The sequence below is a fragment of the Sorangium sp. So ce590 genome (genome assembly GCF_051521365.1).
Taxonomy (GTDB): domain Bacteria; phylum Myxococcota_A; class Polyangia; order Polyangiales; family Polyangiaceae; genus Sorangium.
In genome coordinates, this window is sequence record NZ_CP150346.1 from 7,919,654 (window position 1) to 7,933,448 (window position 13,795).

The 13,795-nt window shown below is 72.6% G+C and carries 12 protein-coding genes; 10 read left to right on the forward strand and 2 right to left on the reverse strand.

Features of this window, described 5'->3' with window-relative positions; genetic code table 11:
• The first annotated feature begins 57 nt into the window (after positions 1-57).
• A complete protein-coding gene (locus WMF28_RS29715) occupies positions 58-2,172 on the forward strand; it encodes an ATP-binding domain-containing protein (protein ID WP_437596709.1) in 2,115 nt (704 codons plus the stop codon).
• Here WMF28_RS29715 and WMF28_RS29720 read toward each other — a convergent pair.
• On the reverse strand, positions 2,120-3,487 hold the full coding sequence (locus tag WMF28_RS29720; protein ID WP_437596710.1) for a protein kinase domain-containing protein: 1,368 nt from the start codon (positions 3,485-3,487) through the stop codon (positions 2,120-2,122). The genes WMF28_RS29715 and WMF28_RS29720 overlap by 53 nt on opposite strands.
• A gap of 357 nt (positions 3,488-3,844) precedes the next feature.
• On the opposite strand from WMF28_RS29720, the gene recA reads away from it, so the two are divergent.
• From recA to WMF28_RS29740, 4 genes are all read left to right on the forward strand, one after another.
• Entirely contained in the window at positions 3,845-5,023 is a 1,179-nt protein-coding gene (gene recA, locus WMF28_RS29725) for a recombinase RecA (RefSeq protein WP_437596711.1), read from the forward strand.
• Between the two features lie 19 nt (positions 5,024-5,042).
• Positions 5,043-5,540: a SixA phosphatase family protein gene (locus tag WMF28_RS29730; RefSeq protein ID WP_437596712.1), complete on the forward strand. Its 498-nt coding sequence runs from the start codon at positions 5,043-5,045 to the stop codon at positions 5,538-5,540.
• Positions 5,541-5,869: 329 nt separating this feature from the next.
• Positions 5,870-6,730 (forward strand): hypothetical protein, encoded by an 861-nt coding sequence (locus WMF28_RS29735; RefSeq protein WP_437596713.1) that lies wholly within the window; start codon positions 5,870-5,872, stop codon positions 6,728-6,730.
• A 174-nt stretch (positions 6,731-6,904) separates the two neighbouring features.
• Positions 6,905-7,876 carry an HDIG domain-containing metalloprotein gene (locus tag WMF28_RS29740; RefSeq protein WP_437596714.1) on the forward strand — a complete coding sequence of 324 codons (972 nt, stop codon included), beginning with the start codon at positions 6,905-6,907 and terminating at the stop codon, positions 7,874-7,876.
• 21 nt (positions 7,877-7,897) lie between these two features.
• On the opposite strand, the gene WMF28_RS29745 is transcribed toward WMF28_RS29740, so the two are convergent.
• Complete coding sequence (locus tag WMF28_RS29745) at positions 7,898-8,632, reverse strand: hypothetical protein (protein ID WP_437596715.1); 735 nt, start codon at positions 8,630-8,632, stop codon at positions 7,898-7,900.
• A 131-nt stretch (positions 8,633-8,763) separates the two neighbouring features.
• Here WMF28_RS29745 and WMF28_RS29750 point away from each other — a divergent pair, with 131 nt between their 5' ends.
• The 5 genes from WMF28_RS29750 to WMF28_RS29770 all read left to right on the forward strand — a co-directional run bounded on the left by WMF28_RS29750 (position 8,764) and on the right by WMF28_RS29770 (position 13,795).
• Positions 8,764-10,203, forward strand: a complete 1,440-nt coding sequence (locus WMF28_RS29750) for a hypothetical protein (RefSeq protein ID WP_437596716.1) — start codon at positions 8,764-8,766, stop codon at positions 10,201-10,203.
• Positions 10,204-10,308: 105 nt separating this feature from the next.
• On the forward strand, positions 10,309-11,517 hold the full coding sequence (locus WMF28_RS29755; RefSeq protein WP_437596717.1) for a serine/threonine protein kinase: 1,209 nt from the start codon (positions 10,309-10,311) through the stop codon (positions 11,515-11,517).
• A gap of 110 nt (positions 11,518-11,627) precedes the next feature.
• Positions 11,628-12,095, forward strand: a complete 468-nt coding sequence (locus WMF28_RS29760; protein WP_437596718.1) for a peroxiredoxin — start codon at positions 11,628-11,630, stop codon at positions 12,093-12,095.
• Positions 12,096-12,223: 128 nt separating this feature from the next.
• Positions 12,224-12,772, forward strand: a complete 549-nt coding sequence (locus tag WMF28_RS29765) for a hypothetical protein (RefSeq protein ID WP_437596719.1) — start codon at positions 12,224-12,226, stop codon at positions 12,770-12,772.
• A 201-nt stretch (positions 12,773-12,973) separates the two neighbouring features.
• A complete protein-coding gene (locus WMF28_RS29770) occupies positions 12,974-13,795 on the forward strand; it encodes an alpha/beta hydrolase (RefSeq protein ID WP_437596720.1) in 822 nt (273 codons plus the stop codon).

The following is a 13,795-nucleotide window of genomic DNA, read 5'->3' on the forward strand; positions in this document are numbered from 1 at the left end:
CGTTCATCAATGCGAGCTCAGCCCCTCGCGGCGGCGAGGGGCGCACGGAGGCCCACCATGCTGGAAAGCAGGCTTGATCTGCCGGTCGAAGCGCGCGCCGTCATCGAGGAAGAGGAGGCGCTCCTCGAGCGCGTGCGCGCGGCCCTGGAGCGGGCGCGGGAGCGCGCGGCGCGCCCGGCCGCGCCGCGCGAGCTCAGGTCCGTCGCCGCGCTCCGGGAGCTCCGCGACGAGGCGGCCGCTGCCTCGGCCGACGATCTGCCGGCCGTGCTGCTCGAGATGAGCGTGCGCCAGCGCCTCATCGCGCTGGAGACCGGGGAGGCGCTGCCAGACCCGCTCTGCCCTTACCTCGCCCACCTCCGGGTCGACGAGGGCAAGGGGGCGAAGGATTACCTGCTCGGCCACACGACGTTCCTGGATCCGTCGGCCGACGTGCGGATCCTCGACTGGCGCGTCGCGCCGGTGGCGCAGATCTTCTACCGGTACCGCGAGGGCGACGAGTACGAAGAGGCCTTCCCGGGCCGCGTGGCCGAGGGCGTGGTGAAGGCGCGCCGCATCGTCGTCGTGGAGCGCGGCGTCCTCACCCGGATCGTGGGCGACGGCCTGGTCCTGACGCAGGGCGGCGACGGGCGGTGGACCCTGGCGGACCGCGGCGCGCTCGCCATGCAGCCGGGAGGCGCCGGGACCGCCGCGCGCCCCGGCAGCCTGGGTGTCGGCGCCGGCGCCCAGGAGCGCGCGCGGGCCGCCGAGGTCACCGCCCTGCTCGACGCCGACCAGTACGCCGCGGTGTGCGCGCCGCCGGAGCAGCCGCTGCTCGTGCTCGGCAGCGCCGGGAGCGGCAAGACGACCGTGGCGCTGCACCGCCTCGCCAGGATCGCCGCGCTCGATCCTGCGCGGTACCCGCTCGCGGCCATGAGCGTCATCGTCCCCGAAGAGGGGCTCGCGCGGCTGTCGCGCCGCCTGCTCGCCCCGCTCGGCGCGGGCGAGGCCCAGGTGAAGACGCTCGACGCCTGGTCGTCCGCGACCGCGCGCGACGTCTTCGGCCAGCCGATCGCGCTCTGCGCCGACCCCCCGGCGCTCGTCTCGAGCCTCAAGCGCCACCCGGCGCTCTACCGCGCGCTTCGCGACCGCTTCGCGAAGCTCGCGCGGGCGAGCACGACGCTCCCGCGGCTGCGCCGCCGCCTCGCCGACGTCTTCACGGACCGAGGGTTCCTCGAGGGCGTCGTCGCCGCCTCGGGCGGGGACATCCCGCGGAGCGCCGTCGAGGAGACCGTCCGGCACACCCTGCTGCAGATCGCCGAGCCGCTCGACCGGCAGCTCGCCTCGATCACCGTGGCCTCGATGAAGCAGGCGCTCGACGGCCGCGCCATCGCCGAGGGGACCCCGGACGAGCTCGCGGGGACGCTCGACGTCGATGATCTGCCGATCTTGCTGTTCCTGCGCGCCTCGCGCGCCGGCCTCGACGGGGCGGGGTGGTCGCACCTCGTGCTCGACGAGGCCGAGGACGTCTCGCTGTTCGAGCTGTTCGTCCTGGGGAAGCTCCTTGGCGAGGCGCGCAGCGTCACGCTCGCCGGCGACGAGGCGCAGCAGACGGCGTCGAGCTTCGCCGGGTGGGACGGGGCGCGCTCGGCGCTCGGCGTCGGCGACGCGGCGGCCTGCCGCCTCGCGGTGTCGTACCGGTGCCCGCGGCCGGTGACGGAGCTCGCGCGGCGGCTCCTCGGCGAGCTCGCGCCCGAGGCGCCCGCGCGCGCGGCGCGGGACGGCGCGCCGATCGGGTTCTTCCGCTTCCCGAGCGAGGCGCAGGCGCACCTGTTCCTCGCCGGCGCGCTCCGCGACCTCGCGGACCGCGAGCCCCGCGCCTCCGTGGCCGTCATCGCGCGGGACGAGGCCGCCGCGCGGCAGTTCCACGCGCTCGTCGCGGAGCTGCCGGAGGCGCGGCTCGTTCTGGAGGGGGAGTTCTCGTTCGAGCCGGGCATCGACGTCACCGACGTGGACAGCGCGAAGGGGCTCGAGTTCGACTACGTCGTCGTGCCCGACGCGACCGCGGCGGCGTACCCGATGACCGACGAGGCCCGCCGGCGGCTCCACGTCGCGGTGACGCGGACGTCGCACCAGCTCTGGCTCATCTCCGGTGCGGCGTGGTCGCCGCTCCTCGGCGACGTGGGGGCGAGCTGACGTTGCTCGCGGCGCTCTCCGCGCGCGGCCCGGCCGGGGCGGTGAACGCGGCCGGCGGGAGCGGGCTGTCCTTCACCGCCGTGGTCCCGGCGAGCGCGACCCCGAGGACGGCTGCCCCGAACGCCCACGCCGTCTGCGCCCACCGCCGCGGGGGGCCCGGAGGCTCGGTCTCGTCGACCGAGCCGCCCCCCGGATCGAGCGACTCGAGCGCGGCGCGCAGCTGCTGCGTGCGGAGGTGGGACGTGTCCCCGAGGACCTGCCCGATCCAGCTCGCGACCAGCACGTCGTTGCCCGGGTGCGAGGCGCCCGGGACCGCCTCCTCGAGCGCGCGCATGAGCTGCGCGGCGGTCGCCGTGCGCGCGGTGGGCGACTTGGCGAGCGCCTCGGAGACGAGGCGATCGAGCGCGGACGGGATCGGCTCGGGCGGCGGCGCGGAGCTCAGCCGCTCCGCGAGCCCGCGCCGGGACGGGACGGCGCGCGACGACAGCGGCGCGGCGGGCCGCTCGCTCGCGATGTGGGTCATCGTGCTCTCGCTGTCGTCGGCCTGGAACGGGTGCGCGCCCGACAGGAGCTCGTAGAGCAGCACCCCCACCCCGAAGAGATCGGCCCGCCGGTCGCACGGTTGCCCGCGGATGTGCTCCGGCGCCATGTACGGCGCGCTGCTCCTGAACAGGAACGCGCCCCCCTCGCCGCCCGCCGCCGCGGCGAAGGCGCGCCTGCCGTCGCCCCGCAACGACGGAGGCCGGCGCTCCGACAGCCGCTCCTCCTCGAACTTCGCGATGCCGAAATCGACCAGGCGGACGAGCCCCTCGGACGTGATGAGGACGTTGTCCGGCGAGACATCGTAGTGGAGGAGCTCCCGGGGGTTGCCGACCTCGTCCCGCAGCTCGTGCGCGGCGTCGAGCGCCGCGCAGATCTGGTAGGCCAGCCTGGCCGCGGCGAGCACGGGCGCCGGGCGCCCGCGCGCGGCGCGCAGCACCGACGAGAGGGGCTCCCCGCTCACCCACTCCATGACATAGAAGAGGGTGCCGCCCTCCTCGCCGAGATCCACGACGGGCACAACGTTCGGGTGCCGGATGCGCGCCGCGAGCGCGGCTTCCTCCAGGAACATCCGCACGGCGTCGGGGTCGGGCGAGAGCTCGGGACGAAGCACCTTGATGGCAAAGAGCTTCTGAAACCCGTGCTCCCGCCTGAGCCGCCCCGCCCAGATCTCTCCCACGTCGCCTGCGGCCACCCGCAGGACGAGCTCGTACCGGCCCAGGGAAAACCCCGGGAAAAAGCGGCCCCCACCCCCCACTTGGAAGGTGTGGCCCACAGAGGAAGAGTCCGCCAGCGTTCCCCGTGTGCGACGATCACGATTGTTGCCTGGATTGTGAGACTCCACATCAGCCGGGAAACAGCGCTTCCGACCACGACAGGATCGCCCTGTTCGGAGGCGGCCAGTCCGGGGGTCGCGCCCGGGCCGCGCCCGACGCGCCGCCGAGCGCGCCCGCCGCCAGTCCGGCCGGGTCGCTGCGCGGACGTTTTCGGTCCTATCCTGGGTGCGGGAGTCTTGCTTCCTGAACAACCGGACAGTAAAGCTGCCGGAAACTGTTGGCCCGCGCGTCGGGGGTTCGCCGGCGCGATCCCCTTCGGTCACCCCCTCCCTTTCGCCCCCCTCCCCGAGGTACGCATGAGTGACGAGAAGAACACCAAGCAGAAGTCTGCCGCCCTCGAGCTCGCGATCGCCAGCGTCGAGAAGGAGTACGGCAAAGGGGCGATCATGCGCCTCAAGGACGGGCAGAGCCTGCACGAAGAGGTCGCGGCCGTGCCGACCGGCTCGCTCGGCCTGGACATCGCCCTCGGCATCGGCGGCTACCCGCGCGGCCGCATCGTCGAGGTCTACGGGCCGGAGTCGAGCGGCAAGACGACCCTCACCCTCCACGCCATCGCGGCCGTCCAGAGGGCGGGCGGGACGGCGGCGTTCATCGACGCCGAGCACGCCCTCGACGTGAACTACGCCAAGCGGCTCGGCGTGAAGACCGAGGAGCTGCTCATCTCCCAGCCCGACTACGGCGAGCAGGCGCTCGAGATCGCCGACATGCTGGTCCGCTCGAACGCCGTCGACATCATCGTCGTCGACTCCGTCGCGGCGCTCGTCCCCAAGGCGGAGATCGAGGGCGACATGGGCGACAGCCACGTCGGCCTCCAGGCCCGGCTGATGAGCCAGGCGCTCCGCAAGCTGACCGGGACGACCTCGCGCTCGCAGTGTCTGCTGATGTTCATCAACCAGATCCGCATGAAGATCGGCGTCATGTTCGGCAGCCCCGAGACGACGAGCGGCGGCAACGCCCTCAAGTTCTACGCCTCCGTGCGGCTCGACATCCGCCGCATCGGCGCCATCAAGGAGGCCGCCGCGGGCGGCAAGGAGCCGGCGGTCGTGGGCAATCGGACCCGCGTCAAGGTCGTGAAGAACAAGATGGCTCCCCCGTTCCGCGAGGTGGAGTTCGACATCCTCTACGGCCACGGCATCAGCCACAGCGGCGACGTCATCGACCTCGCGACCGAGGCGAGCATCATCGAGAAGAGCGGCTCCTGGTTCTCGTTCCAGGGCGAGCGCATCGGCCAGGGCCGGGAGAACGCCCGCACCTACCTCGAGCAGCACCCGGCGGTGCTCGAGAAGATCGAGTCGATGGTCCTCTCGAAGCACGGGATCTCCCGCACCGGCGCGGGCGCCGCGACGAACGGCGCCGCAGCCGCCGGCGCGAAGGGCGGCGCGGCCGCGGCCGAGCCCCCCGCGCAGGCGAAGGGTCGCGGCGAGGCAGCCCCGTCCGGCACGGACGCCCGACGCCCCCCGGGCAAGACGAACTGACGCCGATCGCCCCATCGCCATGCACCTCTACGTAATGCGGCACGGCCCGGCGGAGGACCGCTCGGCGAGCGGACGCGACGCGGACCGGAGGCTCACCCCCGAAGGCCGCGCGCGCGTGGAGCGGGTCGCGATCGAGCTCCATCGCATCCGGGGCGGCGCCCCGCTGTCGCGGGTGCTCGCGAGCCCCCTCGCGCGCGCCCGCGAGACCGCCGAGATCGCGGTGCCCCTCTGCGGTGCGCCGGAGGTCGAGGTCCGGGACGAGCTCTCGATCGACGCAGACCTCCCGCTCGCGCTGGTCGCTGCGCTCGCCCGAGGCGGGGCCGACACGCTCCTGGTCGGCCATCAGCCGAACGTGGAGCACCTCGTCAGGACGCTCATCGACTCGCCCGGCCGGGGCGCGACGGGCCTGCTCCTCGCCAGCTTCTGCACGGCCCTGGTCGTCGCCCTCGAGCCCGAGCCACGCACGCAGGACCGCTGGCGCGTGGCGCAGATCGTCGACCCCCGCGCGCTCGCCTAGCGAAGGAGCGCCGCGTGCGCGCCGTGGGCGCGCCCTGTCATGGAGAGGAAGCAGGAGCCAGACGGCACGCGTCCGAGGCGGAAGGCGGCTCGACCGGAGCCAGCTCGACCGGAGCGGTCCCGCGGCGAGCCGCGGCGATCCACGCAAATCCATGAAAATGCTTCAGAAATCCGGGTAGCAGGCGGACGGCGGCGGCGACTCCCGCCATACCCCTGCGGCGAGGTCGGCCCCCTGCTTACGTAATCATAAAGCCAAACGATTTCGATGATCTCGGCCGCTCGCTTGACAAGGATCCCACCCGAGAATACGCCCAAATAAGGAGGATTGAGATGGCGGGACAGATGGCCTTCCCCTTCGCTCAACCCCCTCCAGGCCGTCTGTCGCGCAGCGGTGGGAAGGGCGCAGCATCCTCTTCCCTGTGGCCGCGCGTCTCCCGGGCCGTCGTCCGGGTGCCGGACCCCCGGCACCATCCGCTCCACATCGGCCTGCCGTCGGGCCAGCCGCAGATCTACGTGCACGAGGGGGCGCGCCAGGCGCTCATCCGGCGCCTCGAGCTGGCCCAGAAGCGGCCGGTCCTCCTCTCGGTGACCGACAACTACCGGCAGATGATCTCCTCGTCGCTGCGGGAGGGCATCCTGCAGGCGCGCGTCCACCACATGTTCCTGGATGCGCCCGCGGTCGTCCAGGAGGCGCTCGTCCGGTACGTGGTGACCCAGGACCGGGCCGCGTCGCTCGTGGTCGGTCAGTACATCGACGAGAACGGCCACCGCATCCGGGCGAGCCGGCCGGTGAGCACGCCGCTCTCGACGCAGGGGCAGACGCACGATCTGCTGACCCTGTTCCAGAAGCTCAACCACGCGTACTTCGGCGGCGTGGTCGACGCGCTGATCACGTGGGGCAAGCGGACCAGGGCGCGGAAGCCGCGGCGCACCATCAAGCTCGGGAGCTACTCGGCGGTGGAGCGGCTGATCCGCATCCACCCGGTGCTCGACCGGCCCTGGGTCCCCCGCTACTTCATCTCCTACGTCATCTACCACGAGATGATCCACCACGTGATGCCGGCGAGCCACGGCATCGGGCGCCGGATGCTCCACCCGCCCCAGTTCCTCGCCCGCGAGCGGCTCTTCCGCGACTACGAGCGCGCCCTCTCCTGGGAGAAGGACCACGTGGTCAGGCTCCTCCGCACCTGAGGCGCCGTCTCCGGCGGACGCTCGCCATCCGGCATCGCCGAGCGACGAACCTGCGCCGAGCGACGAACCATTGCGCGGAGTACCGGCTGGCTCTAAACCGGCGGACCCCGTGCGGGCCGCGCGAACCGGCGCGCCACGGGCGCTCCCGTAACCTCGAAAGTGTGGAAGGCCAGCGTGCAGGAGATTCTCACCCAGGAAGCGAGCCCGAAGCGGGCCATGGAGGCGCTCGAATGGGCCGTCCAGCGATCAGAGACGGCCGAGCCCGCGCAGCCCGAGGCGGCCACCGAGCCACGCTCCTCGGCCAGGGTGATCTCCGGGCGCCCCGCCGACTTCAAGGCGGCGGCGGCGATCTACCTGCCTGACGTCCGCAAGCTGCTCGATCGGATCATGATGAGCAAGGACGCCGAGGCCGGGCTCGACGCGCTGCTCGAGTCGGGCGCCCTCGCGGCGATGCTGCCCGAGGTCGAGGCGATGGTGGGGTTCGGCGACGGGGAGTGGCGCCACAAGGACGTGTGGAAGCACACGAAGCAGGTGGTGCGTCAGGCGGTCCCGAGGCTCGAGGTCCGCTGGGCGGCCCTGCTCCACGACATCGGCAAGACCAGGACGCGCTCGATCTCGCCGTCGGGCGAGGTCCATTTCTTCGGTCACGCCGAGGTCGGCGCGCGCATGTTCGACAAGATCGACCGGCGGCTGCCGCTCTTCGCGAAGGAGGAGGCGCTGAAGGGCAGCATCCGCTTCCTGATCCTGCACCACCTGCGGGCGAGCCAGTACGACCCGTCGTGGACCGACAGCGCGGTACGCCGGTTCGCGAAGGAGATGGGCGACTGCCTGAACGACGTGCTCGACCTGTCGCGGGCGGACATCACGACGAAGCGGCCGGAGAAGAAGCGGAAGGGGCTGAAGCAGATCAGCGACCTGGCCGACCGGGTGCTGCATGTCCAGGCCGAGGACGCGGTGGTGCCGCCGCTGCCGAGCGGCATCGGCGACGCCATCATGCGGGCGTTCGGGCTACCGCCGTCGCGGCGGGTGGGCGAGGTCAAGCGGGCGCTCGAGCAGGCGGTCGAGGTGGGCGAGGTGCCGTCGCACCAGGAGGCGGACGTCTACATCGCGTTCCTGCGGGACAACGCGGAGCGCTTCGGGATCTGAGAGGCGGCGGGCGGCCGCCGCTCAGCGGAGCGGGGCGTCGCAGGTGATGCAGCGGGAGGGGATGCCGTCTTTGTGGTAGAGCTCGCCGCAGCGGCCGCAGAGGCGGGCGTCGGCCTCGAAGGAGATCAGCTTGTCGGTCGCCTTGCAGTGAAGCCCGGCGACCTGCGGCGGGTCCAGCGGGCGCACCTCGCCGGTCGCGTCGTCGGGCGGAGGCAACGCGCCCTCCTTGATGTCGACGACTCGCCCGGGGACGCGCTTCCTCGCCTCCGCCAGGACGCGGGAGGCCGCGGGGAGATGCGCGCGCAGCGGGATGGCGAGCACGGTGCCGCCGCCCTGAACCGTGAGCGAAGACTCCGTGAGCAACAGGCCCGTGACATCGTGCCAGCCGATCCGCTCGATCTCGCCAGGCCCGTTCTCGATCGCCACGCCGGCATCACCGACACGGATGGACTTCATCGACCACTGACCGAACAGACTCGCCGCCGCGCCGAGGAGCAGCGCGCCGACGAGCAGGTACGGAGCAGCCGGGTGCGAGCCCGCCTCCTCGCCCCGGAACCACTGGCCGTAAACCCCCGCCCCCGCCAGCAGCGCCGCGACGGACATGCCGAGCAAGGTGAGGCCGAGCTCCAGCGAGGCCTTCGGCTCGAAGCGCCGCTCGCTCCGCGGATCGGTCCGCTGCCGTAGAAGAACCTCGCCCCCCTGCCCCGTGGCCCCCGAGCCCTTGCGCCTGCGCTTCACCGGTCTGTCGCCTGCCATCGGCGGCTTCCTATCGGAGGAGACGCCCGGACGCAAAGGGGCTCGGCACGAACGACGGCGCTCCGCACGAGCAGCCAGCCCGATCCGAGCCCCGACCGCGCCGCAGGGACGGAGAGGTATGCTGGGGCAACATGATCTCGATGCCCAACGCGGCGACCTATGTCCTGCCTGCGCTCAGCATCGGGCTCGCGGCGCTCGTGATCCTGGGACCAGGTGCGCAGCGCATGGCCACCGGCGTGCGGGTGTGGGGAGCGCCCGTCGCCGGAAGCGAGGCGCTGGCGCTCCGCATCGAAGGGGTGCGCCGGCTCTACGGCGCCGACGATCCAGCTGCGCTGCCGGAGCTCGAGGTGAGCGCGGCGTCCGCGGGGGCGCCGCTCGAGCGATGGATCGGCTCGACCGGGAAGGACGGCATCGGCGAGGCGCTGCTGCGCGCAAAGGGCGGGCTGAAGGCGCCGGTCGTGGTGCGGATCGCGCGGGGCGGCGACACGCTCGTGGAGCAGGAGCTGCCGCTCTTGCCCCCGCTCCCCGCGGCAGAGACGAGCGCGCTGCCCGGCGCGGCGCACACGAGCGCGCTGCCCGGCGCGGCGGACGGGGAGCTCCGCCTCCGGGTCACGGCCGCGCGGGGCGCCCTGGCAGCGCCGTTCCCGGAGCCGGTGCGCGTCGCGGTCGAGACCGAGAACGGAGCGCCCGTGCCAGGGGCGCGCGTGGAGGCGAGCGCCGTCGGGGCGGATCTCGAGGGGCAGGGCAGCGGGCCGGTGCAGCTCGCGGCCGATGCGCGCGGCGCCGCGGAGCTCACGATCAAGCCGCTGGCGCACGCCGTCGAGCTCACGCTGCGCGCGACGCGCCCGGGGAGCGCGCCGCCGGGGCCGCCGGGGTCACGGGGGGCGAGCGGCACCTGGGAAGGGAGGCTGCCCGTGATCCCTGGCGCGATCTGGCTCGACCCGGCCGGGCTCGCGGCCGGGCGGCCGCAGCTCCGGCTCACCTCCCCGGCGCCGAAGCCGCGCGCCTACGTCTCGATCGGAGGCGCGCACGGCCGCCTGCTCGGGGCGGTCGTCCCGCTCGCAGCCGACGGCGCAGGCTTCTTCTCGGGGACCCTGGCGCTCCCGGACGCACCTTCGCCCGGCGCAGCGGGCTGGGCGGTCGTCGCGAGCGACCCCTACGAGCAGGGCGCGGGTACGGTGGCCTGGCCGCTCTCGCCAGCCGCAGGCCCGGCCCTGCCGCGGCGCGTGGCGCTGCTCGCGGACGGGGTGCCGGCGGCCGAGGCGCGCGAGCGGGGCCGCGCCTCGCAGGCGCGGCGCGCAGGCCTCCTGGTGCTCGGCGCCGCCGGGGTCGCGCAGATGATGCTGCTCGCGCTGCGATCCCGGACCGCGCGGCGGCGCCTGGAGGCACACCTCGCCGCCGCGTCGGGCGGCGAGGGCGAGGACGGAACCGACGGGGCGCCGCTGTCCAGGGAAGATCGCGGCCGGCTGCTCGCCACCGTGCGGGCGGAGCCGCTCGTGTCGGTGCTCGCGCTCGCCGCGCTCGTCGGGCTCTCCTTCGCGGCGGTCGCGGCGCTCGCCACGTTCCGATGACCCGCCAGGCGCGAGGCGGCGCCGCATGGATTTCATCCGCTGCGGGGCCCGAGCCGCTAGACTGGGCAGACAGACGGGACGGGGCGGGAGGACGACAGACAGGGCATGTCCGAGCAGCAGCGTTACCGGGTCATCAAGCGCCTCGCCTCCGGCGGCATGGCGGAGGTCTTCGTCGCCGAGAGCGCGGGGATCGAAGGGTTCAAGAAGCAGGTCGCGATCAAGCGCGTCTTGCCGCAGCTCAGCAAGAAGGAGCAGTTCATCGCGATGTTCCTCGACGAGGCGCGCCTCTCGGCGCACCTCTCGCACTCGAACGTCGTGTCGGTGTTCGACATCGGCGTCGGCGACGGCACCTACTTCATCGTCATGGAGTACGTGGACGGCGCCGACCTGAGGGCCCTCCTCGAGCACCAGAAGAAGGTCGGCCGGCCGATGGACGTCGAGGTCGCCGCGTTCATGGCCGCGAAGATGTGCCAGGGCCTCGCCTACGCGCACGATCTCGCGACCGCGGACGGAAAGCCGCTCCAGATCGTGCACCGGGACATCACCCCGGCCAACGTGCTCATCACCCGCTACGGCGAGGTGAAGATCGTGGACTTCGGGCTCGCGAAGGCGTCGAGCCAGCTCGCCGAGAGCGACGCGGGCATCATCAAGGGGAAGTTCGGCTACCTGGCGCCCGAGACGGTGCTCGAGCAGGGCGTCGACCAGCGCGTCGACATCTTCGCGCTCGGGATCATCCTCTGGGAGATGCTCGCCGGGCGCCGGCTCTTCCTCGGCGACTCGGACTACATCACGGTGCGGCTGGTGCGCGACGCGGTGGTCCCGTCGCTCCAGCAGGTCAACAGCGAGGTGCCGCGCGAGCTGGAGCAGATCATCCGCCGCGCGCTCGCCCGCGATCCGGGGGCTCGCTACCGCAACGCGCGCGACCTCGGGCGCGACCTCACCCGCTTCCTCTACCGCTACGGCCGCCCGGTGAGCGAGGACGACGTCGCCGCGCTCGTGGAGCGCGCGAAGGGCGGGCCGGCGCGGGCGATCGACGGGACGCAGAAGATCGCCGAGCTCATCGACATGATGCTCCTCGAGTTCAAGTCGCTCACGAAGGAGCCGACCGCGGTCGGCAGCGGCCTCAGCCTGCTGCCCACCCTGGACGGGGCCACGGGCCTGACGCACGGGCAGGCGCACCCGAGCTCCTCGCCCCCGCGCAGCGAGGCGCCGCTCGGAGGGCTCGCCGACGAGCTGGAAGGACCGGACTCGCTCCACCAGGACGAGTCGTCCTCGTCGGTGGCGGCCTGGTTCCGGGGGCTCATCCCGCGCTGATCCCGCGCGGGCAGCGACGTTGACACCCGCGCCGCACCGCTCCATCGTCCCACGAGCGGTCACCGGCCAGGAGGACCCTTCCTCCGGCCCACAGCAAAGGTAAAGAGAAGATGAGCGTCGAGATTGGAGAGCCGTTCCCGCGGTTCGCCCTGCCGAACCAGGACGGCAAGACCGTGAAGCTCGAGGATTTCGCGGGCAAATGGCTCGTCGTCTACTTCTATCCGAAGGACGACACGCCGGGTTGCACGATCCAGGGCAAGTCGTTCACCGCCTCCAGGGAGGACTTCGACAAGGCCAACATCACCGTGGTCGGCGTCAGCGCGGACGACGTCGCGTCGCACAAGAGCTTCTGCGATAAGTTCGCCTTCACCATCGATCTGCTCGCCGACACCGGGCACGAGCTCCTCAAGGCCGCAGGCGTCGGGCAGAGCGAGTGGAAAGGCAACCTGTACTGGGACCGGACGACGTTCGTCGTCGATCCGCAGGGCGTGCTGCGGAAGACCTACCTGAAGGTGAAGCCCGAGGGGCACGAGCAGACGCTCCTCCAGGACATCGCGGCGCTCAAGGCCCAGGGCTGAGCTGGAAGGCGCCCGCGGCGCGTCCCCGGGATCCGGGAATCCGGGAATCCTGGGGATGAGCGGGACGTCCCGCGCAAAACCTGCTCTCGCTGGATTTGCCAGCGTTGCCCCCCTACCCTGTCGCCTTTGTGGCCGCACGCCTTCCCTTCGCGCCAGGTCGAATCGTATCGCTCACGGCCTTCGCGGCGCTCGCCGCGGCGGCGCTCGCGACCGCTGCCTCCGTGGGCGCCTGCAAGGACCCCGGAGTCGGCGGGGCCGGCGGTGGCTCGGGCATGGGCGGCGCCGACGGCTGCCCGATGGGGCCGCGAGAGGCGATGTTCACCATCACCGTGCGCGCGAAAGGCGCCCCCGTCCCGCCGGACACCACCGTTCGCGTCGCGTGGAGCGCAGCGGAGGAGCCGACCTTCGTCCTGAACGACCCGATCACATGGAAGACGCTCGACGAGGCCAACCTCGTGTGCGCCGTCGATCGCGCGAAGCCGCCTCCGGACGCGCTGGAGGCGCTCGTCTGCGAGCTGTGGACAGCAGGGGTGACGCAGGTGGAGATCTCGGGGACAGGCTATGAGGACTTCGAGCAGACGCTCACGCCCGTCATGAGCGAGGAATGCGAGGACTTCGTTCCTCAGGAGGTCGACATCGAGCTCATGCCGGCGGCGGACGGGGACAGCGACGAGTAGCCGGCCTGAGACCCGGGGGGCGGGGTCCCCGGTCGTGGCGCCGCGCGCTCGCGGACACGCTGGAGGAGGACGAGACAGGCGGGCTGTCGCCGTGATGCGCCCCGAGCGCAGGGCCGGCAGGAGCGGCCCTTCATCGACGAGCCTGCGCCGCTCCGTTATCCTCCGCCCGTCGCCGCCGCATTCACGGAGGGTCATCACGCCATGCCGACGAACCAGCCCCAAAGCTCCCTCGAGGAGCTCTTTCGCGAGCTCGAAGCGACCCCTCACGCCGCCGGCATCTTCTATCCGAGGCAGGTGAGAAAGGTCCCGCTCGGCGGCGCGACGGACTACGACGTCCCCGTCGCCCCCGGGGTGACCGTCGGGGCGCGCTGGCACCTGTCCGACCCGCAGAACCCCACGGTGCTCGCCTTCCACGGGAACGGCGAGACCGTCCCCGACTACGACGATATCGCCCGGGAATGGCAGGAGATCGGGCTCAACTTCTTCATCGTCGATTACCGTGGCTACGGCTGGAGCGGAGGGCGTCCGACGCTGCGCTCGCTCCACGACGATCCCGCGAAGGTCGCCGGCTTCTTCGAGCGGGAGCTCGCCGAGAAGAGCCGCGCCGCGGGCCTCGACCGGCCGCCGAAGCCGCTGCTCTTCGGCCGCTCGCTCGGCAGCTCGCCCGCGTCGCGCATCGCCAGCGAGCGCGGCGGCGCCTACCGCGCGCTGATCCTCGAGAGCGGCTTCAGCGACGTGCGGCACCTCCTCGCCCTCTTCCAGATCGAGCTCGGCGACCTGCGCGACGAGGCGCACCGCCGCTTCTCGAACCCGGAGCTCCTGAAGCACGTCGAGATTCCGGTCCTCTCCCTGCACGGCGCGCACGACAGCCTGCTCCCGCCGTTCCACGCCCGCGAGAACCACGCGGCCGTCCCGCACGAGAAGAAAGAGCTGCGCCTCATCGACGGCGCCGGACACAACGACATCCTCCTCTTCGCCCCCGCCTACTTCAGCGCGATCCGCGAGTTCCTGCAGAAGCACTGA

What these genes read in the sequence shown, in the direction of transcription:
- WMF28_RS29760 (WP_437596718.1), top strand. Translation starts at nt 11,628, where the DNA reads ATGAGCGTCGAGATTGGAGAGCCGTTCCCGCGGTTCGCCCTGCCGAAC.
- WMF28_RS29715 (WP_437596709.1), top strand. Translation starts at nt 58, where the DNA reads ATGCTGGAAAGCAGGCTTGATCTGCCGGTCGAAGCGCGCGCCGTCATC.
- WMF28_RS29730 (WP_437596712.1), top strand. Translation starts at nt 5,043, where the DNA reads ATGCACCTCTACGTAATGCGGCACGGCCCGGCGGAGGACCGCTCGGCG.
- WMF28_RS29735 (WP_437596713.1), top strand. Translation starts at nt 5,870, where the DNA reads ATGGCGGGACAGATGGCCTTCCCCTTCGCTCAACCCCCTCCAGGCCGT.
- recA (WP_437596711.1), top strand. Translation starts at nt 3,845, where the DNA reads ATGAGTGACGAGAAGAACACCAAGCAGAAGTCTGCCGCCCTCGAGCTC.
- WMF28_RS29750 (WP_437596716.1), top strand. Translation starts at nt 8,764, where the DNA reads ATGATCTCGATGCCCAACGCGGCGACCTATGTCCTGCCTGCGCTCAGC.
- WMF28_RS29745 (WP_437596715.1), bottom strand. Translation starts at nt 8,632, where the DNA reads ATGGCAGGCGACAGACCGGTGAAGCGCAGGCGCAAGGGCTCGGGGGCC.
- WMF28_RS29755 (WP_437596717.1), top strand. Translation starts at nt 10,309, where the DNA reads ATGTCCGAGCAGCAGCGTTACCGGGTCATCAAGCGCCTCGCCTCCGGC.
- WMF28_RS29770 (WP_437596720.1), top strand. Translation starts at nt 12,974, where the DNA reads ATGCCGACGAACCAGCCCCAAAGCTCCCTCGAGGAGCTCTTTCGCGAG.